At 38.0% G+C, this 25,851-nt stretch carries 24 protein-coding genes, 1 rRNA gene and 1 pseudogene; 19 read left to right on the forward strand and 7 right to left on the reverse strand.

Features of this window, described 5'->3' with window-relative positions; all coding sequences use genetic code 11:
* Positions 1 to 34 precede the first annotated feature (34 nt).
* Positions 35 to 826: a YwqG family protein gene (locus ACIQZA_RS18745; protein WP_402883293.1), complete on the forward strand. Its 792-nt coding sequence runs from the start codon at positions 35 to 37 to the stop codon at positions 824 to 826.
* A 188-nt stretch (positions 827 to 1,014) separates the two neighbouring features.
* On the opposite strand, the gene ACIQZA_RS18750 is transcribed toward ACIQZA_RS18745, so the two are convergent.
* The gene (locus ACIQZA_RS18750) at positions 1,015 to 1,200 is read right to left on the reverse strand and encodes an SE1561 family protein (RefSeq protein ID WP_049668848.1); all 186 of its coding nucleotides are present in this window, start codon (positions 1,198 to 1,200) and stop codon (positions 1,015 to 1,017) included.
* Positions 1,201 to 1,569: 369 nt separating this feature from the next.
* Between ACIQZA_RS18750 and ACIQZA_RS18755 the strand changes: the two are divergent.
* Positions 1,570 to 2,731, forward strand: a pseudogene (locus tag ACIQZA_RS18755) (MFS transporter).
* A gap of 411 nt (positions 2,732 to 3,142) precedes the next feature.
* Here the strand turns inward: ACIQZA_RS18755 and rlmD are convergent.
* Both rlmD and ACIQZA_RS18765 read right to left on the reverse strand, forming a co-directional pair.
* A complete protein-coding gene (rlmD, locus tag ACIQZA_RS18760) occupies positions 3,143 to 4,522 on the reverse strand; it encodes a 23S rRNA (uracil(1939)-C(5))-methyltransferase RlmD (protein WP_402883287.1) in 1,380 nt (459 codons plus the stop codon).
* Between the two features lie 44 nt (positions 4,523 to 4,566).
* Positions 4,567 to 5,385, reverse strand: coding sequence for a polysaccharide deacetylase family protein (locus ACIQZA_RS18765; protein ID WP_400939529.1), 819 nt, complete (start codon positions 5,383 to 5,385; stop codon positions 4,567 to 4,569).
* Positions 5,386 to 5,643: 258 nt separating this feature from the next.
* Here ACIQZA_RS18765 and recX point away from each other — a divergent pair, with 258 nt between their 5' ends.
* The 3 genes from recX to ACIQZA_RS18780 are packed head-to-tail and all read left to right on the forward strand — an operon-like array spanning position 5,644 to position 7,043.
* Entirely contained in the window at positions 5,644 to 6,447 is an 804-nt protein-coding gene (recX, locus tag ACIQZA_RS18770) for a recombination regulator RecX (protein ID WP_400939527.1), read from the forward strand.
* The gene (locus tag ACIQZA_RS18775; protein ID WP_142510770.1) at positions 6,444 to 6,773 is read left to right on the forward strand and encodes a YfhH family protein; all 330 of its coding nucleotides are present in this window, start codon (positions 6,444 to 6,446) and stop codon (positions 6,771 to 6,773) included. Before recX ends, ACIQZA_RS18775 begins: the two co-directional genes overlap by 4 nt.
* Positions 6,774 to 7,043: a YfhJ family protein gene (locus ACIQZA_RS18780; RefSeq protein WP_142510771.1), complete on the forward strand. Its 270-nt coding sequence runs from the start codon at positions 6,774 to 6,776 to the stop codon at positions 7,041 to 7,043.
* 39 nt (positions 7,044 to 7,082) lie between these two features.
* Here ACIQZA_RS18780 and ACIQZA_RS18785 read toward each other — a convergent pair whose 3' ends face one another.
* Positions 7,083 to 8,069 carry a metal-dependent hydrolase gene (locus ACIQZA_RS18785; RefSeq protein ID WP_142510772.1) on the reverse strand — a complete coding sequence of 329 codons (987 nt, stop codon included), beginning with the start codon at positions 8,067 to 8,069 and terminating at the stop codon, positions 7,083 to 7,085.
* A 208-nt stretch (positions 8,070 to 8,277) separates the two neighbouring features.
* On the opposite strand from ACIQZA_RS18785, the gene mutY reads away from it, so the two are divergent.
* The 9 genes from mutY (at position 8,278) to nikC (ending at position 19,061) form a co-directional block, all read left to right on the forward strand.
* Positions 8,278 to 9,312: an A/G-specific adenine glycosylase gene (gene mutY / locus ACIQZA_RS18790; RefSeq protein WP_402883282.1), complete on the forward strand. Its 1,035-nt coding sequence runs from the start codon at positions 8,278 to 8,280 to the stop codon at positions 9,310 to 9,312.
* Positions 9,313 to 9,396: 84 nt separating this feature from the next.
* Positions 9,397 to 9,576, forward strand: coding sequence for a gamma-type small acid-soluble spore protein (locus ACIQZA_RS18795; protein ID WP_142510774.1), 180 nt, complete (start codon positions 9,397 to 9,399; stop codon positions 9,574 to 9,576).
* A gap of 376 nt (positions 9,577 to 9,952) precedes the next feature.
* Positions 9,953 to 10,498 carry a nucleoside tri-diphosphate phosphatase gene (gene ntdP, locus ACIQZA_RS18800; RefSeq protein WP_132363336.1) on the forward strand — a complete coding sequence of 182 codons (546 nt, stop codon included), beginning with the start codon at positions 9,953 to 9,955 and terminating at the stop codon, positions 10,496 to 10,498.
* 202 nt (positions 10,499 to 10,700) lie between these two features.
* On the forward strand, positions 10,701 to 12,446 hold the full coding sequence (locus tag ACIQZA_RS18805; protein ID WP_402883278.1) for an ABC transporter ATP-binding protein: 1,746 nt from the start codon (positions 10,701 to 10,703) through the stop codon (positions 12,444 to 12,446).
* Positions 12,447 to 13,249: 803 nt separating this feature from the next.
* Positions 13,250 to 14,263 carry an ABC transporter ATP-binding protein gene (locus tag ACIQZA_RS18810; protein ID WP_400939517.1) on the forward strand — a complete coding sequence of 338 codons (1,014 nt, stop codon included), beginning with the start codon at positions 13,250 to 13,252 and terminating at the stop codon, positions 14,261 to 14,263.
* Positions 14,238 to 15,227 carry an ABC transporter ATP-binding protein gene (locus tag ACIQZA_RS18815; RefSeq protein ID WP_400939515.1) on the forward strand — a complete coding sequence of 330 codons (990 nt, stop codon included), beginning with the start codon at positions 14,238 to 14,240 and terminating at the stop codon, positions 15,225 to 15,227. Before ACIQZA_RS18810 ends, ACIQZA_RS18815 begins: the two co-directional genes overlap by 26 nt.
* 21 nt (positions 15,228 to 15,248) lie before the next feature.
* Entirely contained in the window at positions 15,249 to 16,865 is a 1,617-nt protein-coding gene (locus ACIQZA_RS18820; protein ID WP_400939513.1) for an ABC transporter substrate-binding protein, read from the forward strand.
* Between the two features lie 282 nt (positions 16,866 to 17,147).
* Complete coding sequence (locus ACIQZA_RS18825; RefSeq protein ID WP_400939511.1) at positions 17,148 to 18,152, forward strand: ABC transporter permease; 1,005 nt, start codon at positions 17,148 to 17,150, stop codon at positions 18,150 to 18,152.
* Positions 18,153 to 18,167: 15 nt separating this feature from the next.
* A complete protein-coding gene (gene nikC, locus ACIQZA_RS18830) occupies positions 18,168 to 19,061 on the forward strand; it encodes a nickel transporter permease (RefSeq protein WP_142510780.1) in 894 nt (297 codons plus the stop codon).
* Between the two features lie 229 nt (positions 19,062 to 19,290).
* On the opposite strand, the gene ACIQZA_RS18835 is transcribed toward nikC, so the two are convergent.
* Both ACIQZA_RS18835 and ACIQZA_RS18840 read right to left on the reverse strand, forming a co-directional pair.
* Complete coding sequence (locus ACIQZA_RS18835; RefSeq protein WP_400939508.1) at positions 19,291 to 20,379, reverse strand: FUSC family protein; 1,089 nt, start codon at positions 20,377 to 20,379, stop codon at positions 19,291 to 19,293.
* A gap of 194 nt (positions 20,380 to 20,573) precedes the next feature.
* Positions 20,574 to 21,860 (reverse strand): glutamate-1-semialdehyde 2,1-aminomutase, encoded by a 1,287-nt coding sequence (locus tag ACIQZA_RS18840; RefSeq protein WP_400939506.1) that lies wholly within the window; start codon positions 21,858 to 21,860, stop codon positions 20,574 to 20,576.
* A 131-nt stretch (positions 21,861 to 21,991) separates the two neighbouring features.
* Here ACIQZA_RS18840 and bcp point away from each other — a divergent pair, with 131 nt between their 5' ends.
* The 3 genes from bcp to perR all read left to right on the forward strand — a co-directional run bounded on the left by bcp (position 21,992) and on the right by perR (position 23,958).
* Positions 21,992 to 22,468, forward strand: coding sequence for a thioredoxin-dependent thiol peroxidase (gene bcp / locus ACIQZA_RS18845; RefSeq protein ID WP_400939504.1), 477 nt, complete (start codon positions 21,992 to 21,994; stop codon positions 22,466 to 22,468).
* Positions 22,465 to 23,409, forward strand: a complete 945-nt coding sequence (locus ACIQZA_RS18850) for a D-2-hydroxyacid dehydrogenase (protein ID WP_400939502.1) — start codon at positions 22,465 to 22,467, stop codon at positions 23,407 to 23,409. Before bcp ends, ACIQZA_RS18850 begins: the two co-directional genes overlap by 4 nt.
* Before the next feature lie 105 nt (positions 23,410 to 23,514).
* The gene (perR, locus tag ACIQZA_RS18855) at positions 23,515 to 23,958 is read left to right on the forward strand and encodes a peroxide-responsive transcriptional repressor PerR (RefSeq protein WP_142510785.1); all 444 of its coding nucleotides are present in this window, start codon (positions 23,515 to 23,517) and stop codon (positions 23,956 to 23,958) included.
* Positions 23,959 to 23,983: 25 nt separating this feature from the next.
* Here perR and ACIQZA_RS18860 read toward each other — a convergent pair whose 3' ends face one another.
* Complete coding sequence (locus ACIQZA_RS18860) at positions 23,984 to 24,334, reverse strand: YgzB family protein (protein ID WP_142510786.1); 351 nt, start codon at positions 24,332 to 24,334, stop codon at positions 23,984 to 23,986.
* A 209-nt stretch (positions 24,335 to 24,543) separates the two neighbouring features.
* Between ACIQZA_RS18860 and ACIQZA_RS18865 the strand changes: the two genes are divergently transcribed.
* Both ACIQZA_RS18865 and ACIQZA_RS18870 read left to right on the forward strand, forming a co-directional pair.
* Positions 24,544 to 25,437: a nucleotidyltransferase-like protein gene (locus tag ACIQZA_RS18865; protein ID WP_400939497.1), complete on the forward strand. Its 894-nt coding sequence runs from the start codon at positions 24,544 to 24,546 to the stop codon at positions 25,435 to 25,437.
* A 341-nt stretch (positions 25,438 to 25,778) separates the two neighbouring features.
* Positions 25,779 to 25,851 (forward strand): 16S ribosomal RNA (locus tag ACIQZA_RS18870); the annotation flags it as partial.

Raw genomic sequence — 25,851 nt, forward strand, 5'->3', positions numbered from 1 at the left:
AATAAATATAAAATTTCCTTTAGGAGGTAATATTATGAAGTTACTTAATTTACCTGAAGTATTTGAACAATATCGGACTGTAATAGAGGAAACGATACAGCCTACTGTATTTATTGAAACGGAAGAACGAAAAACATCTTTATTTGAAAGTAAGTTTGCGGGTGATCCGTATTTTCCTCTTTCAATGGAATATCCGAAAAGTCCTGAGGGGCAACCATTAAAATTACTAGCACAAATTAATTTTGCAGATGTATCTAAGCATTTACCGAATTTCCCTGAAGAGGGGATTTTACAGTTTTTTATTGATGGCTATGATGATGTATTAGGGATGGACTTTGAGAATGGCCAAAATCAGGAGGGCTTCCGCGTCATTTTCCACGAACATATTGTCAGTGATGAGCTGCAATTAGTTCAAGACTTCTTATTTGTTGAAGAGAAAGAAAAAGAATTATTCTTTCCAGTTGAAAAAGAAATGGCATTGTCTTTTGGAACAAGCTACGAACCATTATCAGCACATGACTTTAGACGTGAAAAACTATATGCGAAGATCCTTGCTAATATAGAAGACAATGATATTTTAGTAGACTCATTTTATGAAACCTTAAATAGTTCAGGTCATAAAATTGGCGGATATCCATTCTTTACCCAAGAAGATCCAAGAGCATATGGCGACTATATAGATTCAACAATTTTGTTACTTCAGATTGATAGTGTAGGGGAACATATTGTGTGGGGGGATGACGGGGTTGGAAATTTCTTTATTACTGAAGATGACCTTAAACGAAAGGATTTTAGTAAAGTTCTATATAATTGGGATTGCTATTAACCGGAAATGGAACAGAAAAAAGCAAGTGGATATAGCACATCTGCTTGCTTTTATCTTCATTCAGCAAATCTTTTCTGTACGAAAGTGAAGAGTCAGTTATAAAAGACTTCCTGAAGATAAGCCTCCGGCGGATGTCACGGGATTTTGATATTCGGACGCAATTACGCCAAGGAGAAATTGATTAGTAGTTATTGTTCACGAGCATTAAATTGCTCCATTTTGTCTTCTAAATCATCCATCATTTGAATTAAACGATCGATATCCTCTAATTCAGTTGTTTCAGGATCAATTGCATCTAAAACTTCTAAAAACATTTCTAGACGCTCTTTTAAGTAGTTCATTTGCTGTTTTTTATCAGTGATTGGATTTGACATACATACACCTCATTTCATCCCCTTCATCTTAGCTGATTCGGGACTAAATTTCAATGTTTAGGTAAACACCTAGGACTAAGCGATTATTTTGCGAAAATCAATAGACTGAATATTTACAACATTAAAGACGTGTGTTAAATTAATATTAAGAAAAAGTAAAGGAGCTGATTTCAAAAATCAAAAAAACTCTAACTCGAAAAGGAGGGAGTTTAAACAAGTACTCGGCCGATGTAAAAGCCGAAATTCGTGTTTATACAATTAAATGGAGATAAGTGTTAGTTAGGCCTTAGCGTAAAATCACATGTGGTGAGCGCTAAGGCTTTTTGGTATGCTGTTATTTGGAAAAACGACTTGATGTTGGAGAGAATGATGACATACTTCTCAGATTACAGCAAAAAAAGATTTGCCATTCTAGTGTTAATTGTATCTATTTCAGGCTTTTCACAAGGGATGCTATTACCGCTAATTTCAATTATTTTCGAACGTGATGGAGTATCCTCTGCGTTGAATGGATTGAACGTAACAGGTCTATACATAGGAACTTTATTAATCTCACCGTTTATCGAGCAGCCATTACGAAAATGGGGCTACAAAACCATTATTTTAATAGGCGGTGCACTTGTCTTCGCTTCACTGCTTGCATTTCCCTTATGGAAGAGTGTGACTTTTTGGTTTACCCTCCGCTTACTCATTGGGATAGGGGATCATGCATTACACTTTGCAACACAGACGTGGATTACAAGCACTACGGATCATAGAAGCTTAGGAAAAGGTATGGCCATTTACGGCTTGTCTTTTAGTACAGGTTTTGGGGTAGGTCCTTTGATGGTGAAATTTATACAAGGTTTCAGAAGCATTACCGTTTATTATGTCCTCGATTATGTGCTTATTAGCATGGGCTTTTGTCTTCCTTTTACAAAATGAAATACCAGAGAGATTAACGGGAGACTTACATGCAAGGGGGTGGCATCGTTATAAAATGGCTATTGCATTCGGGTGGATTGCATTTTTATGGCCATTTGTTTATGGGTTTTTAGAATCTTTTTTAAATGCCTTGTTCCCAGTTTATGCGTTACGAAAAGGTTTCGACGTGGATATGATTCCTATTATTTTAACAGTCTTTACATTTGGTGGGATTTTGACACAAGTACCACTTGGAGCTATAGGGGATAAAGTAGGACGACGCAATGTCTTGCTGATAGGTTCATTTGGTGGGATTGTTATTTTTGGCATTGCAAGTTTTGTAGAGCATTCACAAATTGCAGTAGCTGTAGCATTTTTCTTTACAGGTATATTAGTCGGTTCGATGTTTTCATTGGGTATTACTTTTATGGCTGACTTAACACCAAAGGAGTTACTACCAACAGGAAATCTGCTTTGCGGTATTGCTCTTAGTATCGGTAGTTTAACAGGGCCATTAGGAGGCGTTTATTTAGAATATGTAAATTACAGCTTCCTTTTATTAGTGGCGATGCTTTTGCTAGCTATAGCCATTGTTTTATTAGTCTTTGGGCGTTGTTTTTTGGAATGATTCTTGAAGCGGAAAAAAGAGAGTCAGCTCGGAGACTTTTGGGTATTTTAGACAAAATAAAAGAGCGGGGCTCATCTTCCCGCTCATAAAACAAAAAAACGCCCAGCAAATCCGTGCTGTTATGGCGTTCTTTGCGTGACAAGGATGTTCCGTCCAAGTCACATAGGTTTGGCACCTAGAATGATATTATACAGACAAGTTAACATAAAATCAAATAATATTTGTAGATAAGTAATATTTGGACTTTGGATCTCTATATAATAGAAGAACACTAACTCAGATGAATTATAATGAGGAGATCGCAGAATATATATAAAAATTATCGATCCACGATGCAGCTGCTAAAGCAATAGAAATTCTCATTTAGAATGTTAAAGGGCGTCACTCATTTTTTGAGGACGCCCGTTTTTATTACTTATTTTTCAATACTAGCTTCGCCACACATTCCACCTGTGCGGTTTGTGCAAACATATCCACTGGCTGAATATACTCCACATCATAAAACTTCGATAATTCGTTTAAATCCTTCGCTAAAGTTGATGGATTACACGATGTATAGACAAAGCGCTTCGGTTTTAGCTTCAACACCGTGCGGATGAATTCTGGTGCTAGACCTGTGCGTGGTGGGTCAACTGTAATAACATCTGGTGTAAACCCTTCCCTGCGCCATTTTGCTAGGACACTTTCTGCTGTGCCGACTGCGTATTTTGTATGCTTGAAGCCATGGTTTCGTGCATTTTTACGTGCATCCTGAATGCTTTCTGGAATAACATCCATCCCGCGAACTTCTTTTGCTTTGTCAGCCAGCCATAAGCCGATTGTTCCAACACCGCAGTAAGCATCAACAACTGTTTCTTTGCCTGTTAATGCCGCTGCTTTTTTTATTTCATCATAAAGATGGACCGTTTGTGTTGGATTCAGTTGGAAAAAGGCGCGAGCTGATAAATCAAAGGCTAATTCTCCAAGCTCCTCATGAATTGTTTCCTTGCCATCAAGGACAATTGTTTCATCGCCAAAGATTAACGATGTTTTCTCACGGTTAATATTTTGGGCAATCGAAACAATACTTGGATCGATTTTTTTAATACGTGCAATGAGTTCCGCTTGATGTGGAATTTCCTTACGTGTTGTAACGAGCACGACTTGTGTTTCACCAGTACGAATTCCTGTACGTACAACAATCGTACGTACTAAGCCATCAAGTGTACGACCATCATAAATAGTAATATTCAGTTTTTGTAAAATTTTACGCGTTGCCACTGTGATTTTAGCTGTAATCGGATGTTGAACAAGGCAATCATTGATGTTCAGTAACTTGTTACTACCTTCTGCAAATAACCCTGCATAGACACGCTTACCCTCTTTACGTACTTGATACTGACTTTTGTTACGATAATTCCATGGATTATCCATCCCTAAAGTTTTGCGAACTTCAACTGTATTAGCTAAAGGTTTAGCGTAACGTTCTAATGCTTGAATTACGATATCACGCTTTTCGATTAGCTGTTTTTCATATGTCATATGTTGAAGCTGACAGCCGCCACATTCGTTGTAAACTGGGCATGGCGCTTCCTGGCGATATTTTGAAACTTTACGAATAGTTACTATTTCTGCTTCGGCAAAGTTTCGCTGTGTTTTAGTTACTTGTGCTGTAATTTCTTCACCAGGAATAGCGCCTTTTACGAATACCACATTACGCTTATAAAAGCCTACTCCTTCACCGTTAATACCAAGTCTTTTTATTGTTAGAGGAAATTTTTGTCCTACTTCCATTGTTGTTTGCTGCGTCAAGCGATCCACGTCCCTGTTCTTTTAATATCATCTCCCCATTATAACTAAGGAGTAGACGATTGCAAAGCGACAGGAGAATCTTCATATTCTAAAACTAAATCGTCAAGGGATAAAAATGTATAGCCTTGTTTTTTCGCTTCGGCAATAAACCTTGGGAGAGCTTCTGCATTATCTTGTGCAACTGTATGCATTAAAATAACAGCGCCAGGGTGAAGCTGTTCCATTAATGCATTATACGCATAATCTGCGCCACGACGGACATCCCTTTCCCAATCCTTAAAGGCAACAGACCAGAAAATATGACGATAGCCCTCAGCATTTGCTACCTCTAATAATTTCGCATTAAATGTACCTTCAGGTGGTCGGAAGTATGTTGTACGCTTTATACCAGTCAATCCCCGAAGTTTATCGTCAAATTTTTTCCATTCTGTACGCATAGCATCTGGCGTTAATCTCGCCATATTTGGATGTCCATATGAATGGTTGCCGATTGTGTGGCCATCTTTAATCATGCGTTTCACTATATCGGGGGCACTTTCTAAATAATGACCAGTTAAAAAGAAGGTGGCTGGTGCTTTTTCCTTCTTCAATGTATCCAAAATGCTTTCTGTAAACCCATTTTCATATCCGTTATCAAAGGTTAAATAAGCAATTTTTTTATCAGGCTTACCTTTATAAATAGCACCATATTTCTCAAGTAGCTGATCAAGCTGTGCTCCAGCTTCAGCTGGTTCACCGTTTTTTGCTTTCTTTAATCCCCAATGGTATTCATCAGAGCCAGAAGCTGAAAATGGATTAAAGCTAATCGCCGCGGCAATAATAAAAGTAGCGATGACCGCACCTACAATATGCTGTTTCCACATGTAAAAACGCATCCTTTCTTTTTCATTAGAATGCGTATTTTTAAAAAAATTATCCTATTTAATTTAATGCATAAATCTTGAAGAGGAAATTAAACGTAAAATGATGTTTTTCTAAAAGAATATCCTCGAAACTGGAAATTACTCGTGAAACGAGAGAATACCGAAATAAAAGTAAATACCCACGCAAAACGGGAGCATACCTCCCACAGAGCAATACCCTCGAAAAATGTTATAATGGTCAGTAGTGAGGTGTTACAAATGCGTATTATTACGAAAATTGCACGTCAAAAAAACAACCCAGAACGTTATAATATATATTTGAACGAAGAATACGCTTTTCCTGTAGATGAGGCAATTCTCATTCAATTTGGATTAACGAAGGGAAAAGTTCTTGAGGAATTTGACATTCAGGAAATTGCCTATGAGGATGAGATTCGAAAAGCTTTTAATAAAGGGTTAAATTTTTTGTCTTATCAAATGCGCAGTGAGCATGAGGTCAAGAAAAAGCTTCTCTCGTTGGAATTTGGGGAAGCGGTTATTTTAGAGGCTATCCAAAAGCTTAAATCATACGGCTTTTTAAATGATGAAACTTACTCCAAGGCGTTACTCGATACGAAAAAAGCTACGATGAAAAAGGGACCTAAGGCAATTAGGCAAGACCTTATGAAAAAAGGAATTGATAAAAGCTTACAGGATGAGGTTCTTGCTACGTATAGTCATGCGGAACAGGTTAAGCTTGCCACACAATTGGCTGAGAAGGTCGTTCGATCAGAAAAAAAGAAAACCCCAACACAAGTAAAAGCTAAAATTCAAGATTTTTTAATGCGAAAAGGTTATTCTTTTAATGTTGTAGATGATGTGCTCAGTCAAATAGAGATTGAGCAAGATGAAGATGAATGGCAACAGCTACTTGATGGACAAGGCGAAAAAGTTTGGAAAAAGTATTCATCGAAGTATACTGGTTATGAATTGAAAATGAAAATAAAGCAGGCTCTCTATCAAAAGGGGTTTCCTATAGAGGTTATAGATCGTTTTATAGAAGAGAAGGAGAATGAGGAATGAACGAAAAAAATTATGCTGCAATGTCAGAGCACGAATTACGTGAGGAAATAGCAATGATAAAGGAAAAGGCACGTAAGGCGGAACAGCTAGGTATCATTAATGAATTCGCAGTATATGAGCGTAAGGCTTTAATGGCTGCTGCTTATTTAGTAGATTTGGAGACAATAATTCCTGGAGAAATGTATCGTATTGACGGCTCTGAAAATGAATTTTTTCAAGTGGATTATTTAAAAGGTCGCTTTGCTTGGGGACATCGCTTGGGAGGCGAAAAATATCAAGAGGCTTTACCTGTTTCCATGCTATCTCCTGTAAAGGTGGGCAAATAAATGGAAGAAAAAATTGAAAAACTAACTGCTGAATTACTTGCAAAAAACCCGCAAATGTCAGTAGGACGTGCACGAGTATGGATTGAGCTTTTATGGAGTGATTTTGAATCGACTTCTGCAAAAGCAGGCTACTCCTATCGTGGTGCTGATTACACTGAAAATTTAGTGCGTCAATTAATTAACAGCTACGGTGATAAACTTCATGCATTTGCAGGACGCAATCCTAAATACGCACATTTACTCGATGCTAGTGATGATATGGTACAATAACAAAACCCTGACCAATATTTGGTCAGGGTTTGCTGATGTTTAATTACTTGCGCCAACCTGTAATTTTTTCTGGAGTTTATCTTCGGTAAAAATCCAGCCTGTGTATGAAGTGATAATCTCATTGTCATCGTTTAAATGAGCGACAGCAACAAACGGATAGCGATTATCACTACGGTAACGCAGATCAATTAATCTTACTTCTGTTAAGCCATTATCGAGTTCTGAAATTTCCCAGCGATACAATGGTGAGAATGACACGAAAGCAGCGAGATTGCGATCTTTCAATGCTATTTCGATAAGAGGCGTTTTCGGTAAAGGTTTTATTTCGAATTTATCATAAATATTAACAGTTCGCCCATAAGCGCGCCCAACGTAATAATGCGTTTTGGATTTTGCTGCAATTCGCCAGTGGAAGAATCTCATTGTAGGGGCTACAATGACATACTCTTCATCTTGTATGGTATTATGCACAGCGTTCTTTACAGCTTTTTGGACTGTAAAGCGTAAAAAGTAGTAAACGATAATAATGAGATACATGATACTAAATGTCCAAACTGGATTTGCACCAAATGCCCAAAGTAAAATGCCAAGGCAATGTAGTGTAAAAATAATTGGATCAAACGTATTAATGACACCAAGTGCAACCCATCTTCTAGAGAATGGTCGAAGTGCTTGTGTACCATAAGCGTTGAAAATATCAACAAAGACATGAAGTGCTACAGCTAAAAATGTCCAAAGCCATAAATGAAACACATTTGCGTCTTGAATAATAAGTGCTAAAACCGCTGTAATTAATATGGGCCAAAGAGCTACTGCTGGTAGTGAATGTGTAATTCCTCGATGATGTCGAATATAAACGGCATTGTTGCGTAATTTTAACACTGTATCGACATCAGGTGCCTGTGAGCCAATAATCGTACCTGCCATTACTGCGGTAAAGGTCATTGAATGATCTGCTACAACGGGGTCGATTAAAGCAAGACCTCCGAGGGCAATACCCATAACGAAATGTGTACCTGAATCCAAAAATATCCACTCCTTGTATGCAACAAAAAAGAGTACAATTGCATACATGTATATTTCAATAATCCGTAATACGTGATATTTACAATTAAGAAAGTTGTTTTAAAGCTTGAAAAAATATGAAGTTTTTTGTCGTTTTTGACAGATAATCTTTTCTTAATTGTATACTCTTTTTACCATAAATAAAATCGTAAAGACGCAGGAGGTCACTGTGAATTATCCATATGTAACAGAATTTCGACAATCTTTAGTCGAATGGTTTAATGTTGAGAAACGTGATTTACCTTGGAGACATACTACGGACCCTTATAAAATCTGGGTATCGGAAGTGATGCTCCAGCAAACACGTGTCGACACAGTTATTCCTTATTACAATCGTTTCATGGAAAGTTTTCCAACATTAGAATTACTCGCGGAAGCTCCGCAAGAATACTTATTGAAGCATTGGGAAGGCCTTGGCTATTATTCCCGTGCACGTAACTTACAAGCGGGTGTCCGTGAGGTATTAGAAAACTACGGTGGGATAGTACCCGATAATCGCCACGAGATTTCAACATTAAAAGGCGTAGGCCCATATACTGCTGGAGCTATTTTAAGTATTGCCTATAATAAGCCCGAACATGCGGTTGATGGCAATGTTATGCGCGTTTTAAGTCGTGTGCTTACTATTCATGATGATATAGCAGTTCCAAAGACTAAAAAGGTTTTTGAAGCGGCTGTTGAAGAATTGATAGATCCCGAAAATGCATCGTCCTTCAATCAAGGCTTAATGGAGCTTGGTGCACTTATTTGTACGCCAACCTCACCAAAGTGTTTATTGTGTCCAGTTCGCGAATACTGTACCGCTTATAATGAAGGTGAGCCAGAAAAATTACCTATCAAATCAAAAAAAGTAAAGATGAAGTATATCACATACGATGTGCTTGTATGCCGAGATGACGAAGGTCGATTTTTATTAGAACAGCGAACAGCAGAAGGTTTACTAGCTAACCTATGGCAGTTTCCAATGCTTGAGCACGGTAAAGATTCAATAGATACATTTCTTAATGATTATGCTATGAATGTTCAATCGCAAGAAGATTTGCTAACATTTAAACATGTTTTTTCACATTTAACATGGCATATAAATAGCTATTTTATGAAATGCAATTCAGCAGTAAAGGGCGAATGGCTGACTCGAGAGCAAATAGAATTATTACCAATGCCCGTTCCAATGCTGAAAATTTGGCGAGAAATTAAGCGTTAATCAAGAAAATAAAATTTATAAAAATTTATGAGCATAAAAGCATTCACCTCGGTACACAATAATGAGCGTGGAGGTGAATGAATAATGAAAAAGCAAAACAACAACCAAAATTTACAACCGAATAAAAACATGCAACGTCAAAGTCAAGAATTTGGTTATGAAACAGACGTTAATGAAGTGCAAAAGCAAAATGCTAAAGCAGAGCAAAACAAAGCTCAAGCTTCAGGTAACTTCAATAAAACTAACCAAGATCTTGGTGAATAACACTTTGTAATTGCATAATTGCATTTACCTCTTAGGAGCTGTCTAAAATCGAAAAGATTAATAAAGGCAGCTCCTTTTTAATTTTTATATAGCAAGATGAGAAAATTGATTGGGTAGTCGAGGAAACTGCTCAGATAGAACGAAGAACTGATCGGAAGCGAGGAAGAAAGGCTTTGATTCAGAAAATCCGATTTGTTTATAAACACAAGCAAAAAAAATCCAATTGAAAGGTTGTTATGATCGAAATTTTGTACAAATTTAAAAGAGCGCAGGGAAATTTTGTGGTTTTCTAACTACACCTTTCGCGTACACATTGCTATAATATACTAGAGACTGCTAGATTTAGGTAGCATAGACGAAAAGGTGGGCTTCAAAAATGGCAATACCGGTAGAAGGAGAAACGATACAAATACATAGTTATAAGCACAATGGCCGTATCCACCGTGTTTGGCAAGAAACAACGGTTTTAAAAGGGACGAAAAATATAATTATCGGTGCGAATGAACGGACACTTGTGACAGAATCCGATGGTCGTACTTGGCTAACGAGAGAGCCTTCTATTTGTTATTTCCATGCGGAGCACTGGTTTAATATCATTTGCATGCTACGTGAGGACGGTGTGTATTATTATTGTAATCTAAGCTCACCATTTGTTTTCGATAATAATGCCATTAAATATATTGACTATGATTTAGACATTAAAGTTTTCCCTGATATGTCTTATTCACTCTTAGATGAGGATGAATATGAGCTACATCGTAAGGAAATGTCTTATCCAGATGTCATAGATAAAATTTTAAAGCGCAATGTCGATAAATTAATTAGCTGGATTCAACAAAAAAGAGGACCTTTTGCACCTGATTTCATCGATGCCTGGACAAGTCGTTATAAGTTTCAGCTCGATATGCAAGCAGATGATTAATTGCACCTATTAGTTTTACTAATGGGTGTTTTTTTATGTCTTAAACAATCGAATTGTAAAATAGTTAGTAATAAAGCTAAATTAAATGTACTTGAAGCAAAATATTGCTATAATACGTTTGGGCATTCAATTTGTGGATGTCTATTTCTTTTTATGTGCTATTTACTTAAGAGAGTCTTATTAATAAGGATGTGATAATAAATTGGGTAGTATTAAACGTTATATGAAATTTGTAAAACCATATACATGGGAAATTATTTTAACGATTATAATTGGTATAGTGAAATTTGCGATTCCGTTATTTATTCCATTACTCATAAAAATTGTGTTAGATGATATTATCGATGCAAAAAGTCTAACGGATGCAGAGAAGACAAAGGAACTGTTTTATTGGTTAGGTGGAACGATCATTGTATTCTTTATTATTCGACCACCGATTGAGTATTACCGTCAATATTTCGCTCAAAATGTCAGTAACAAAGTGCTTTTCGATATTCGAAAACAAATATATGCACATTTACAGCGATTAGGTTTAAGATACTATGCCAATACAAGAGCTGGCGATGTTATTTCAAGAGTGATTAATGATGTGGAACAAACAAAAAACTTTATCATGACAGGCTTGATGAATGTTTGGCTAGACTTTGCGACAATTGTTATTGCTATCGGTATTATGTTTGCCATGGATGTTAAGCTTACGCTAGTAGCATTAGTTGCGTTCCCATTCTATGCATTTAGTGTGAAGTACTTCTTTGGTAAACTTCGATCTTTAACACGTAAACGATCACAAGCGCTTGCAGGTGTGCAAAGTTATTTACATGAACGTGTAGCTGGAATGAGTATTATTAAAAGCTTCACGCTAGAAAAGCATGAGCAAAAATTATTCGATGAAGCAAATGGTGAATTTTTAGAAAAGGCACTAGACCATACGAAATGGAATGCTAAATCCTTTGCGGTGGTAAATACTATCACGGATGTAGCACCTCTCCTAGTAATTGCTTATGCAGGTTATCAGGTTATTAATGGTTCTCTTTCAGTCGGGACGATGGTGGCCTTTATCGCCTATATCGAACGACTTTATGGTCCACTTCGTCGTCTTGTAAGTTCATCAACGATGTTAACACAGTCAATAGCATCAATGGATCGAATGTTTGAATTAATAGATGAACCTTATGAAATAAAAAACAAGGCTAATGCCTTAGAGCTACCTCGAGTAAAGGGTGAAGTTCGCTTTGACAATGTGAACTTTCAATATGAAGAAGAGGGCTCACAAATTTTAAACAACATCAATTTCACGATTAACCCTGGAGAGACAGTTGCATTTGTAGGAATGAGTGGTGGAGGAAAATCAACTATTATTAGTTTGATCCCTCGCTTTTATGATACTACTAGTGGCGCGGTGCGTATTGATGGAAATGATGTACGAGACGTAACTTTACATTCTTTACGCTCACAAATTGGAATCGTCCTACAGGATAATATTTTGTTCAGCGATTCGGTAAAAGATAATATTTTAATGGGCAAGCCGGGTGCTTCTGATGAAGAGGTAATTGCTGCAGCACAAGCGGCAAATGCACATGATTTTATTATGAGCTTGCCAAATGGCTATGACACAAAAGTCGGGGAGCGCGGTGTGAAGTTATCAGGTGGACAAAAGCAGCGAGTAGCAATCGCTCGTGTATTTTTAAAAAATCCCCCTATTTTAATACTGGATGAAGCAACTTCTGCGTTGGATTTGGAAAGTGAGGCACTTATTCAAGAATCATTGGATGTACTTGCACATGAACGCACAACTATTATAATTGCTCACCGACTTTCTACGATTACACATGCAGATAAAATTATTGTTATAGATCATGGACAATTAATTGAAAGTGGAACCCATGAGCAATTAATGCAAAAAGAGGAAACTTACTTTAATTTATTCCAGGTGCAACATTTAGATTGATATACCACGTTATAATAGAAAAATTCTGGCTCACCATAATGTGGGGTTGATTTCCGCTCTGGTCAGGCGCTTTGTTGCTGCCGCTTCGCTTTCGCACAGAAAAAACATTTGTAGCTGCCGCTTCGCTTTCGCACAGAAAAAACATTTGTAGCTGCCGCTTCGCTTTCGCTACAGAAAACATTTGCCGCTGCCGCTTCGCTTTCGCGCAGAGCAGAGTTTCCTGGGGGCGTCCGATGAGGCCGCTTCACTCGCGTTGCTCGCTCCAGGGTCTCATCTGTGACGCTGATCCCCAAGGAGTCGCCTGGCCTTCACTCCAATCAACTTATTCTCATGACATACGTTTTAACAAAATGTCACCCTCGGTTTTAAATGATGGACCAAAATTTATTGGAAATTTAGCCATCATCATAACGTGGGTTGATTTCCGTTCCGGTTAGGCACTTTGTTGCTGCCGCTTCGCTTTCGCACAGAGCAGAGCTTCCTGGGGGCGTCTGATGAGCCGCTTGGGCAATAAGATGTTTTTTGTGCGAAAGTGAAACGACGTCAACCCTATCTAATCATTTAAAAATAGCTTTCCGTTTAAATATAAACAGAAGGCTATTTTTTTGTCTTATTTATAAAATATTATCGATTATTAAGATATTATTAATATAGAACTCGAACGATGTAGAAAATCTATGTTAATTGCAGAATAATTATGATTGAAAGAGCAATGTTTTTTGGTTAGAATTATCTGAAAATAGGGAATTGAGTGACAGAGAATGTGATTAAGTAAAAATATAGGTAGGATGGGGCGATTGATCATGAGAAAAAAGCTGCTAGAAATAAAAGGTTTAAAGACAACCTTTTTTACAGATGATGGACAAATTCCTGCCGTAGATGATATCGATTTTTCTGTTCGTGAGGGAGAAATATTAGGGATTGTAGGGGAATCGGGAAGTGGAAAAAGTGTCACATCACTGTCCATTATGGGGTTAATACCATCGCCACCAGGAAAAATAACGGGTGGAGAAATACTATTAGATGGCAAAAACCTCGTCACATTATCTGATAAACAAATGCAAAAAATTCGTGGGAAAGATGTGGCGATGATTTTTCAGGAGCCTATGACATCCTTAAATCCTTTGTTTACAATTGGGGATCAGCTAAAAGAAGCGATTTTAATTCATAATCCAAAATGGTCTAAAAAGGAAGCATTTGCAAGGGCAATTGATATTATGAAACTAGTAGGTTTACCACGAGCTGAGGAATTATTAAAAGATTACCCACATCAACTATCAGGGGGGATGCGACAACGGGTTATGATTGCGATGGCACTTGTCTGTGATCCGAAGGTATTGATTGCTGATGAGCCGACTACTGCATTAGATGTTACGATTCAAGCTCAAATCTTGCAGCTTATGAAAGATTTAAATAAACGTTTAAATACAGCCGTATTATTAATTACACATGATTTAGGCGTTGTAGCAGAAACATGCGAGCGGGTTATTGTGATGTATGCGGGCCAAATTGTAGAGGAGGCACCTATTCAGGAGATATTCGTAAATCCAAAGCATCCTTATACACAAGGGCTTATTAAATCAGTACCGGATATGCGTTATAAAAAGGACAATCTTTACTCTATACCAGGTAGTGTACCTAAGCCTGGTAGTATTCAGGAAGGTTGTCGTTTTGCAGCGCGTTGCGAATTTGCGATGGACCGCTGTGTACAAGAAACACCACCTTTATATGAAGCGACAGAGCGGCATAAATCGAGATGTTTTTTACTAGAGAAACAGGAGGTGAAGCAACATGTCGAAAGTGTTATTGAAAGTTGATGGTTTAAAAAAGTATTTCCCTATTCGGAAGGGTGCCTTGAATACACAGGTTGGAGACGTAAAGGCAGTGGATGATGTTTCCTTTGAAGTTTTTGAAGGAGAAACATTAGGTATCGTTGGTGAATCAGGGTGCGGTAAATCAACGACTGGTCGACTTTTAATGCGATTGCTTGAGCCAACAGAGGGCGAGATTGAATTCGCAGGTAAAATGATTTCAGATTTTTCGAACAATGAAATGCGCAAAGCCCGTAGAGACATTCAAATGATTTTCCAAGATCCTTATGCTTCTCTTAATCCTAGGCATAATATTGGAAAAATATTGGAGGAGCCTCTTATTGTTCATGGAATGGGCAACGCAAAGGAACGGAAACAGAAGGTATTAGAGCTTCTCGAAATTGTTGGGTTAAATGAATATCATGTGAAACGGTATCCACACCAATTTAGTGGTGGTCAAAGGCAGCGTATCGGCATTGCCCGTGCTCTGATGACGAATCCACGTTTGATTATTGCGGACGAGCCCGTTTCTGCACTCGATGTGTCAATACAGGCTCAAGTATTAAATTTATTGCAAAACTTACAAAAGGATTTAAAGCTAACTTATATTTTTATTTCCCACGATTTAGGGGTTGTACGTCATATTAGTAATCGTGTAGGTGTAATGTATTTGGGGAAATTAGTGGAGCTGACAGCAAGTGAGGATTTATATGCTGAGCCACTTCACCCATATACACAGGCATTGCTATCCTCGGTACCTGTTCCAGATCCTACGTTTGAACGTGAACAGCTCATTATTTCTGGAGATATCCCAAGTGCTTCGAATCCGCCAAGCGGGTGCACTTTCCATACAAGATGTCCATTTAAAAAAGAAGAATGCTCTCAAGTAGTTCCAAAAATGCAAGAAGTGAAACCGGGTCATTATGTTGCGTGCCATCTATATGATGCAATCCAACATTCAATGATATAAAAAAACTTAGGGGGAAAATCAATGAAAAAAAAGAAGCTTTGGACTTTGGGTGTAATGCTTATCCTTGTTCTTTCGACGATGTTAGCAGCTTGTGGCGGCTCAGATACTAAGGATACGGGTAGTAAAGATACTTCAAGTGGTGGCGATAAAGCTAGCGGTGGGCCAAAAACATTAGTATATGGTCGTGGCGGTGATTCCACTGCTCTCGATCCAGCGACAGTAACAGAAGGTGAATCATTTAAAGTAACGGTTAACCTCTATGAGACTTTAATTAACTTTGGAGAGCAAGATGTAACATTGCAGCCAGGGCTGGCAAAATCTTGGGAACCTTCAGCAGATGGATTAACGTATACGATGCAACTTGAAGAAGGGGTTAAGTTCCATGACGGTACTGATTTCAATGCTGAAGCAGTCGTGAAAAATTTTGAGCGCTGGAAAGCTGGTGGTGCTGATAAATTCCCATACTACGCCTCTCAATATACGGTAGATGACAAGCAAGTAATTGAGTCGATTACTGCTGATGGTGATTATAAAGTTATATTTAAATTATCCCAACCACAAGCAACATTCTTGAAAAATTTAGCGATGTCTCCATTTGCTATTGCTTCACCAACAGCTTTTGAAAAAGATGATGAGGCACTTAAAGATCATCCAGTAGGTACTGGTCCATTTAAATTTGTTGAGTGGAAACGAAATGATTCCATCACAATAGAGAAAAACCCAGATTACCGTATTGCAGATTTGCCGAAATTAGATAAAGTTATTTTCCGTTCTATTCCAGATAACTCCGCACGATTCAATGCATTAACTAACAATGAAGTTGATGTAGTGGATGGTTTAAGTCCATCTGATAAAGCTTCAATCGAATCAAATACAGATTTACAACTAATCGAACGTCCATCTATGAATGTTGGTTATCTTGGATTAACAGTAACTCGTCCACCGTTCGATAACGTAAAAGTTCGTCAAGCAGTAAATTATGCAATCGATAAGCAAGCATTAGTAGATGCATTTTATGAAGGCTTAGGAGAGACGGCGAAAAATCCAATGCCTCCGTTAGTTGCAGGCTACAACGATGCCATTAAAGGCTATGAATATGATCCGGAAAAAGCAAAAGCATTATTAGCAGAGGCTGGCTATGATGGTAAAGAAATCGAACTATGGGCAATGCCTGTGCCACGTCCGTATATGCCTGATGGTCAAAAAATTGCGGAAGCCATTCAGAAAAATTTTGCAGATGTTGGTATGAAATCTAAAATTGTAACGTTTGAATGGGCTACGTATTTAGATAAGGCAGAAAAGGGAGAGGCGGATGCGTTCTTACTTGGTTGGACAGGTGATAACGGTGATGCGGATAACTTCCTTTACACTTTATTAGACGGAGATAATATTCATTCTAACAACTATACATTCTATGACAACAAAGAAGTGCACAAACTATTAGTTGCAGCACAAACTGAAATGAATGAGGACAAGCGTAATGCCCTTTACAAGCAAGCACAAGAGATTATCTCTAAAGATGCACCGTGGGTTCCGCTTGCTTACTCTACCCCAATTTTAGCTGCTAACACTAAAGTTACAAACTATATTGCACATCCAACAGGCTCTGACCGTTTAGAGTCAGTAGATATGAAGTAGGCTTATAGGGCTGTCTTAAACAGGTTTTAATTTAAGAGGGAATTATTTTAAAGAATCTGCTTGCTTTCTGCGGGTAAGCCGTAGGAATCTAGCGGATTCTTTTTACAAGCTAGAGGTATTTTTTTCTGTATGAAAGACCAATCATCTAAACGATCAATTATGCCTCGGCATAATTGCGTCCGGAACCGTTTGGTGAAGGCTGATCCTTTCTACAGTATGTGTAAAGACTTCAATGCTTTTCATACAAAAGTATATTTTGAAAATAACAGAGGGGTGAAGAAAATGCTTCGCTATATGGGAAGACGTTTATCTCAATTAATCCCAGTTTTGCTTGGAATGACTTTTATCGTTTTCATGTTAATTCGTGCAATTCCTGGTAATCCAGCACAAGTAATTTTAGGGCAGCAGGCAACGAAAGAAGCGGTCGAAGCGTTAAACGCAAGTTTAGGATTAAATAAGCCATGGTATACACAATATTTTAGTTATTTAGGTGGCATTTTCCAGGGGGATTTAGGAGTATCGTTACGTACTAAATTGCCCGTATCGGAGGAAATTTTCCTGTATTTAGCGGCAACAGCTGAACTAGCGCTATTTGCCATGATTATCGCAGTGATTGTTGGCGTGAATGCAGGCATTATTTCTGCATGGTTTCAAAATTCTTGGTTTGATTATGTGGCAATGGTAGTTGCTTTAATCGGAGTATCTATACCCGTTTTCTGGCTCGGCTTAATGGAACAATGGGCTTTCAGTAATCAGCTTGGCTGGTTCCCGACGTCTGGGCGAGAAGATGTGCGAAATCCAATAACCACCATTACTCATTTTTATTTACTGGATACGTTAATACAAGGCCGCTTTGATCAATTTACTGAAGTATTAAAGCGATTAGTATTACCGGGCATAGCTCTTGCGACAATCCCAATGGCGATTATTGCAAGAATGACTAGGTCGTCTATGCTTGAAGTAATGCGCTCTGACTATGTACGCACCGCTAGAGCAAAAGGGCAAAAAATGTTTATTGTTGTTTATAAGCATGCATTGAAAAATGCAGTTATTCCGGTATTAACAGTAATCGGTTTGCAAACAGGGTTACTGCTAGGTGGCGCCATTTTAACGGAGACGATTTTCAGCTGGCCTGGAATAGGTCGTTATATTTATGATGCTATTGGCTTCCGAGACTATCCTGTTATTCAATCAGGTATTTTAGTAATTGCTTTTATTTTTATTATGATTAACTTAATTGTGGATTTACTATATACGGTGATTGATCCACGGATTAAATACAAATAGAGGGGAGAAGCAAAAATGACTGGAGCGATAAATATAAAAACAGATGTAGCACCAAGTCGTGAACGAGCGGTAGGTCCTTGGAGAGAAGGCTGGCGTAGCTTTAAAAAGAGCAAAATCTCCCTAGTAGGTGCAGGCATTGTACTATTTTTTATTATACTTGCTATATTTGGCTCGATGATTGCTCCTGAAGGAATGAATGAACAAAATCTTTCGAATCGGTTATTAGCACCGTCAAGTGAGCATTGGTTTGGAACAGATGACTTTGGGCGGGATATTTTCTCAAGAGTTATACATGGGGCTAGTATTTCTTTGAAGGTAGGTTTTTTTTCGGTTATTCTTTCTGTAATTGTAGGTAGTTTCCTTGGCATTATTGCGGGTTATTATGGAAGATGGATTGATACGATAATCTCGCGTATTTTTGATATTCTGTTAGCATTCCCTAGTATTTTACTAGCTATTGCGATAGTAGCAGTACTTGGACCATCATTACAAAATGCATTGCTTGCCATTGCCATTATTAACGTGCCGAATTTCGGGCGCTTAATTCGTTCGAAAGTATTGAGTGTTAAAGAAGAGGAATATATTGTGGCAGCAAAGGCCATCGGAATGCGTGATTCAAGAATTTTGTTCTCGCATATTTTGCCCAACTCGATGACGCCAATTATCGTACAAGGAACGTTAGCGATAGCGACAGCGATTATTGAAGCGGCAGCACTAGGCTTTCTTGGATTAGGAGCTCAAGCGCCAGCACCAGAATGGGGTAAAATGCTAGCGGATTCCCGTATTTATTTAATAAAGGCTCCGTGGACTATGATTTTCCCAGGTCTAGCTATTATGTTAACGGTACTCGGTTTTAATCTAATGGGGGACGGCCTACGTGATGCGCTTGACCCGAAAATGAAAAGCTAATAAAAAAGGGCGAAGGGTGGATATAATGCCAACCCTTCGCTCTTTTACATGCTTCAACTAAGCAATTATGCCTTGTTATAATTCTGTGACATCCGCCGGAGGCTTTAACTTCTTTCAGCGGATGTCTTTTGTACTGAAAGTGTAGCGACAGGTACAGATGTTTGGGCACCCGCTAAAAAATGACTTACATCTCACCACCTATGGAGATGGGAGACTTTTGCTTAAGAAGTTAAATAAACTCTTCTTCAAACTCCACATTGATCTCTTGGCCATGATGAGTTTGATACGAAACGATGAGCGTATCTAAATGCTCTAGGTTTTCTTCATAATCTAAAATACGCGATAAAATATAAAGCAAGTGATAGCTCGAGAATTCAGTATCGCCTTCATCATGCGCATAACTGATCTGCTTGATGAATATTTCCATTAACTCGTTACGCTGAACATAATCGATGTTTTTACTCCACTCTGAATGTTCGGGCTTTAACTTCCCTGTATATTTTAACAGTAGCTGCTCATGGTAAGTTAGCAGGAAATCGAGTCGCTCTTGAATCATTAAATGAAATTGTGTCGGTAGCTGGGCTATTTCGTTTTCATGATTATGAAGACGATGAAGCAGCTCTAAACTTTTCTTTGATGTTGTGATCATTTGACGATAAACAACTAATTTACGTGCTTTTACAAACTTTTTATTTTTAAAATAATTACGCTCTTCCTTATAAAAATCATACAGTGTGTCAACTCGTTGCATACGAGCCTTAAATTTGCTTAATGCTTCTTTTGTAGAAGTATGCTCAGATGCCTGGCGAACAGCAAGTCGCGTCCATCGAATAATATCATCCTGTAAAAAGTAAATTTTACGGAAAAGCTTTACTTCATATTTTGGTGGCAAGAAGAACAGATTGACAACAAATGCTGCTAACACCCCAACTAATATGGTGAAAAAGCGAATAAGACCAAATGTAAGAAAGTCATCTCCTTGAAACTCCATAATAGCTACAACTGTAACGAGTGCTAGAGACAATGATTTTTCAAGTTTGAATTTTAACATGATACCGATCGCAACAATGACTGCAATGCCGACGGCTACTACATGGTGACTAAAAAGCAAGCCAAAAATGACCGCGATGGTAGCTCCTATAATATTGGCTTGTACTTGCTCAACAATTGTTTGATAGGAACGATAAATAGATGGCTGAATCGCGAAGATCGCTGCAATTCCTGCAAAAACAGGTGAAGGTAGCTCTAGCAGCTCAGCAATAAATAGTGCAAACACGATGGCGACACCAGTTTTAAATACACGGGCACCTAATTTCATAGAAAATGGATGTCCTTTCTGTCTAAAATTTTAAGCTTCTTTACATTATAGAAGGAAGTGCTCATAAAATACATAGATTTGTATGTCATTTACAGAAAAAGACGGCTCACAGGGGAGTCGTCTTTAAAAGTTAACCTTAGAAACTGTTCTATATTGCTCTTCTCACTAAGCGTTTAGCCGTTACATTTTACAAATTACAATTGTGAAAATGCAATATCTACCGCTTTGATTGTTTCAAGAATATCGGCTTCTGTATGCGCTGTTGTTAAGAACCATGCTTCATATTTTGATGGCGCTAAATTAATGCCTTGTGCAAGCATTAATTTAAAGAAGCGACCAAAGATTTCACCGTCTGAGTTTTCAGCTTGCTCATAGTTTTCTACTGTCACATCTGTAAAGTAAATTGTAAGAGCTCCTTTAAGGCGATTAACAGTAATTGTTACATCATGTTTTTTTGCTGCAGCCAAGATACTTTCTTCTAAAATGGCTCCAAGACGGTCCATTTCATCATAAATACCTGGAGTTCGTAATACTTCTAGGCAGGCAATACCAGCTTGCATGGATGCAGGGTTTCCTGCCATTGTGCCTGCTTGATAGGCAGGTCCAAGTGGAGCCACTGTATCCATAATCTCTTTACGACCGCCGTATGCACCGATTGGTAAACCACCGCCGATTACTTTACCAAGGGCAGTTAGGTCAGGTGTTAAGCCTAATAAGTTTTGAGCACCGCCGTAGTGGAAGCGGAAAGCAGTGATAACTTCATCGTGAATTGTTAACGCACCTTTTTCCTTTGCTGTAGCATGCACTAATTCTAGGAAGCCAGGTTTAGGCTCTACAATACCGAAGTTTCCAACGATTGGCTCGATTAAAATAGCGGCGATTTGATCGCCCCATTTATCCATTGCTTCTGTAAATGCTTCAGGGTTGTTAAATGGTACAGTTATTACTTCCTCTGCAGTAGAAGTTGTAACACCTGCTGAGTCAGGAGTACCTAATGTCGCAGGTCCTGAACCAGCAGCTACTAGTACTAAGTCAAAGTGACCATGGTAGCAACCAGCGAATTTCATAACTTTTGTACGGCCAGTATAAGCACGTGCAACACGAATTGTTGTCATGACAGCTTCTGTACCAGAGTTATTAAAGCGTACTTTATCCATGGAGGGGATTGCTTCTTTTAGCATTTTAGCAAAAGTAACCTCGTATTCAGTTGGAGTTCCAAATAAAGTGCCGTTTTCAGCTGCGTTTGTAATAGCTTTGGCGATGTGTGGATGACCGTGACCAGTAACGATTGGACCGTAAGCTGCTAGATAGTCGATATAACGGTTGCCATCAACATCCCAAAAATAAGCACCTTTCCCACGAGCCATTGCAACAGGTGAACCTCCGCCAACTGCTTTATAAGAACGAGAAGGGCTATTTACACCACCAACGATATGCTGTAGCGCTTCTGTGTGTACTGCTTCAGATTTTGTGTGATTCATATATATTGCCTCCTAAATCTTTATACTTCATCTATTGTAGACCTATCGGTGTAAGAAATCCAAAGAAATTAAGGGATATGATTTGTTTTACTATTTAGAGTAAAATAGAGCGTACAGAGGAGGAGATTGATATGGCTTTAATAGAAGGTAAAAAAGCACCTGATTTTTCCCTTATAAATGAAACCGGAGAAACAGTAAAGTTAGCGGATTACAAAGGACAAAATGTTATTTTATATTTTTATCCTAAAGATATGACACCAGGCTGTACGACGGAAGCTTGTGACTTCCGTGATAAGCACGAGGATTTTAGTAAATTAAATGCAGTTGTACTTGGGATTAGTCCTGACGATGCAAAAAAACATACCAAATTTATAGATAAACACGGATTACCATTCTCGCTATTAGTGGATGAGGATCATGCTGTAGCAGAAGCGTATGGCGTGTGGGTGCTGAAGAAGATGTATGGACGTGAATATATGGGGATAGAACGTTCGACATTTTTAATTGATACAGCAGGAAACCTAATAAAGGCTTGGCGTAAAGTACGTGTGAAAAATCATATTGAAGAAGTATATACATATTTAGCAGAATGGGAGGCGAAGCAATGAGAATTTATTTTACGTTTGAACCAAGAACGGATTTACGTGAGCCACTAGTAGCTGAATTTCCACAAGTTGATTTTATTTTTGAAAATGGCTTATCCAACGATGAGCTACAACAAGCGGATGTACTTGTCACATACGGTGAAGATTTACATGATGAAAATATACAGTATGCGACAAAGGTTAAATGGATTTTTGTAGCTTCGGCGGGGATCGAAAAAATGCCAGCTCAAGCCATTATAGAACGAGGGATACTCGTTTCGAATGTGCGTGGCATTCATAAAACGCCAATGGCAGAATCAATGCTTGCCCATATTTTAGCGATTAAGCGTGCGTTGCCTTGGATGTATGAACAGCAGAAGAAAAGTGAATGGTCAAAAAAAGCGAAACAAACCGAGTTGCGGGATAGTACAGCACTTATTTTAGGACCTGGGGCTATTGGCTCGGAAGTAGGTCGCTTATTGCAAGCTTTTGGTGTTGCGACAATTGGCTGTAACCGTTCGGGGGACGAAGCAGCATATATGAATGAGATAGTGAGCTTTGATCAATTAGCCGAAGCTTTACCAAAGGCTGATATTGTCCTTTCCGTATTACCTAAAACAGAAGAGACGACGCATTTATTGAAAGAAGACCATTTTAAAGCGATGAAAAATGACGCAATTTTCATGAATTTTGGTCGTGGAAACTTAGTAGAGGAAAACGTTTTGGTGCATGCCATTCAAGCAGGTGAAATTGGTTATGCTGTTTTAGATGTATTTGAACAAGAGCCTTTAGCTGAGGATCATCCTATATGGACTTTACCAAATGTCATTGTATCTCCGCATATTTCAAGTCACTCATCTCGTTATGTTGAACGTAGCCTAGAGATTTTTAAGCCAAGTTTAGAGAAGTGGTTACGTGGTGAAACGGATGTAGAAAATAGGGTAGATTTATCACGAGGTTATTGAAGCTTAAACTGAAATGTGTATGATTGTTGACAGAAGTAAGCTTAATTCGATACACTAATTATAACTATTATCAATTAATAATCTTTATGGAAGAGGTGCATGACGATGTCTGAAACGCATTTACAGGATGCACTTGACACGTTAAAAACAACTGGTGTTCGTATTACTCCTCAGCGTCATGCTATTTTGGAATATTTAATTCAAACAATGGCACATCCAACTGCCGATGAAATTTATAAAGCACTTGAAGGGAAATTTCCGAATATGAGTGTAGCGACTGTCTATAATAACCTTCGCGTATTTCGTGAAGTTGGCCTAGTGAAAGAACTAACTTTCGGTGATGCTTCAAGTCGCTTTGACTTCGTTACAAACGATCATTATCATATGATTTGTGAATGCTGTGGAAAAATAGTCGACTTCCATTATCCTGGTCTCGACGAAATTGAACATTTTGCATCACAAGTAACAGGCTTTGATGTGCATTCGCATCGTTTAGAAATTTACGGCACTTGTCCATCGTGTAAAGATGTATCTGCAAAAGTACAATGAAAAAATCCTAGCTCTTATCGAAGGGCTAGGATTTTTTTGCCTTATTATAAGATTGGTCGAACTCTTTTCCTTCTAGAGTTGGATCCAGTGTTAATGGTTCATTGCAGTACATACACATATCTACACGGCCTAATACTTTTGTGTGCTTATGGCAATTAGGGCATTCCACTTGAACAGCTTTTGTTGAGAGCAGTCCAATCCATGCATATACGACTGTACTACCAATAATACAAAGTACACCAAGGGTCATGAAAATTAATACTAGAATAGGATAGTTTTTAAAGAAGATTCCCCCATACATAACTACAAAGCCAATAAAAATAAGTGCTAATGCAAATGAACGGATTTTATTAATTTTACTTTTGTAAGGTTTCATTTATCATCTTGCCTCCCAATCTAAAATCTACTATAACATATAAGAACAAAGTATTTTAGCTTTGATAACGTGGAAAGAAGGAATACTTTTAGAGTATGTCGAATTTTTAACGAAATCAATTTCGTATTGGTGTAATTGAGTACGGTGAAAATCCGTGACATCCATTGAATGAAGTTAAAAGGTAACAAGTAAATAGAGGGGGACTGAACATGGAACAAGTTTTGCGTCCGATATACCAGGAACGTGCAAGTCAGTCGAATACGTTAGGCGTTATTTTAGTGGAAAAACGCGAGGAAAAAAGTAATGTGACAGATACATTTGATACAGTCTTACTTATTATTGTAAAGGAAGCAGAAAAGCCAGTCTTTTCGAAGCATTACTTATATGAAGGAAATAAAGTAGCTTTACATACTGTTACCGAGAAAATAATACGAAAATGGCTACTCATTGGCTCAAATAAAAAAGTGGTCGATTGGATTTTCTTTGGTAAAGTATTATTTGATCGTAATGAATTTCTTCATAAGTTAAAAATTGAATTACAGGAGTTTCCGTTTTGTGGTCGTAAAATCAAAACTGGTATTCAATTTTCAAAGTTAATTCGACGTTACTTAGAAGGAAAAGAATACTTTGATAAGGGTAGCTATCTCGATGCTTATAATCATGTAGTAGATTCATTACATCATTTGGGGCGTTTATCCATTATTGATAGTGGACTTTACCCTGAAGTAACTGTTTGGGCGCAGGTGAAAAAAATAGAACCAGCGATTTATAAATTATACGAGGAGCTCGTTACAAGTAATGAGCCGATAGAAAAACGTTTAGAGCTATTATTTTTAGCAAGCGAGTTTTTAATACATTCACGTACTCGAGACGGCGCTCAACATATTTTAGAAGTAATGCAAACAAAAGAGACTTGGACAATTCAGGAATTGCACGATCATAATGAGCTCATGAACTACTCAGTAGATTTAGAAGTGTTTGTCGAATATTTAGTGGACAAAGGTTATATTCAAATTGAACCTATCGTTGCGAAAAGTGACATGATATTCCACCGTCATTATAAGGTAAATAAAGACGCTCTAGAAATGGAGCAAGGACTGTAGTATGCTAGTTATCGAGGTATGAAAAATACCTCGATATTTTTTTATAAAAAGTTATTGACTTTTAATTAATTGATATTGTATTATATTAATTGTCGCTAAGACATAACAAAATAACTCAACGAACGGAAAAACTTTTTAGAAAAGTTGTTGACATGAAATGAGTTAAATGTTAATATAAAGAAGTCGCTGAAAACAACGACATCAACATGAACCTTGAAAACTGAACAAGCAAAACGTAATCAATAAAGTTTTTAGTAGCTAACCTTGAGTTGGTGAACGAAACAAAATTTTGGACATCAAACATGATGCCAGCAAAACGATTTGAGCTAATCAAATTTCTTTTTATGGAGAGTTTGATCCTGGCTCAGGACGAACGCTGGCGGCGTGCCTAATACATGCAAGTCGAGCGAACAG

This window comes from Lysinibacillus sp. NPDC096382 (assembly GCF_044762845.1).
Lineage (GTDB): Bacteria > Bacillota > Bacilli > Bacillales_A > Planococcaceae > Lysinibacillus.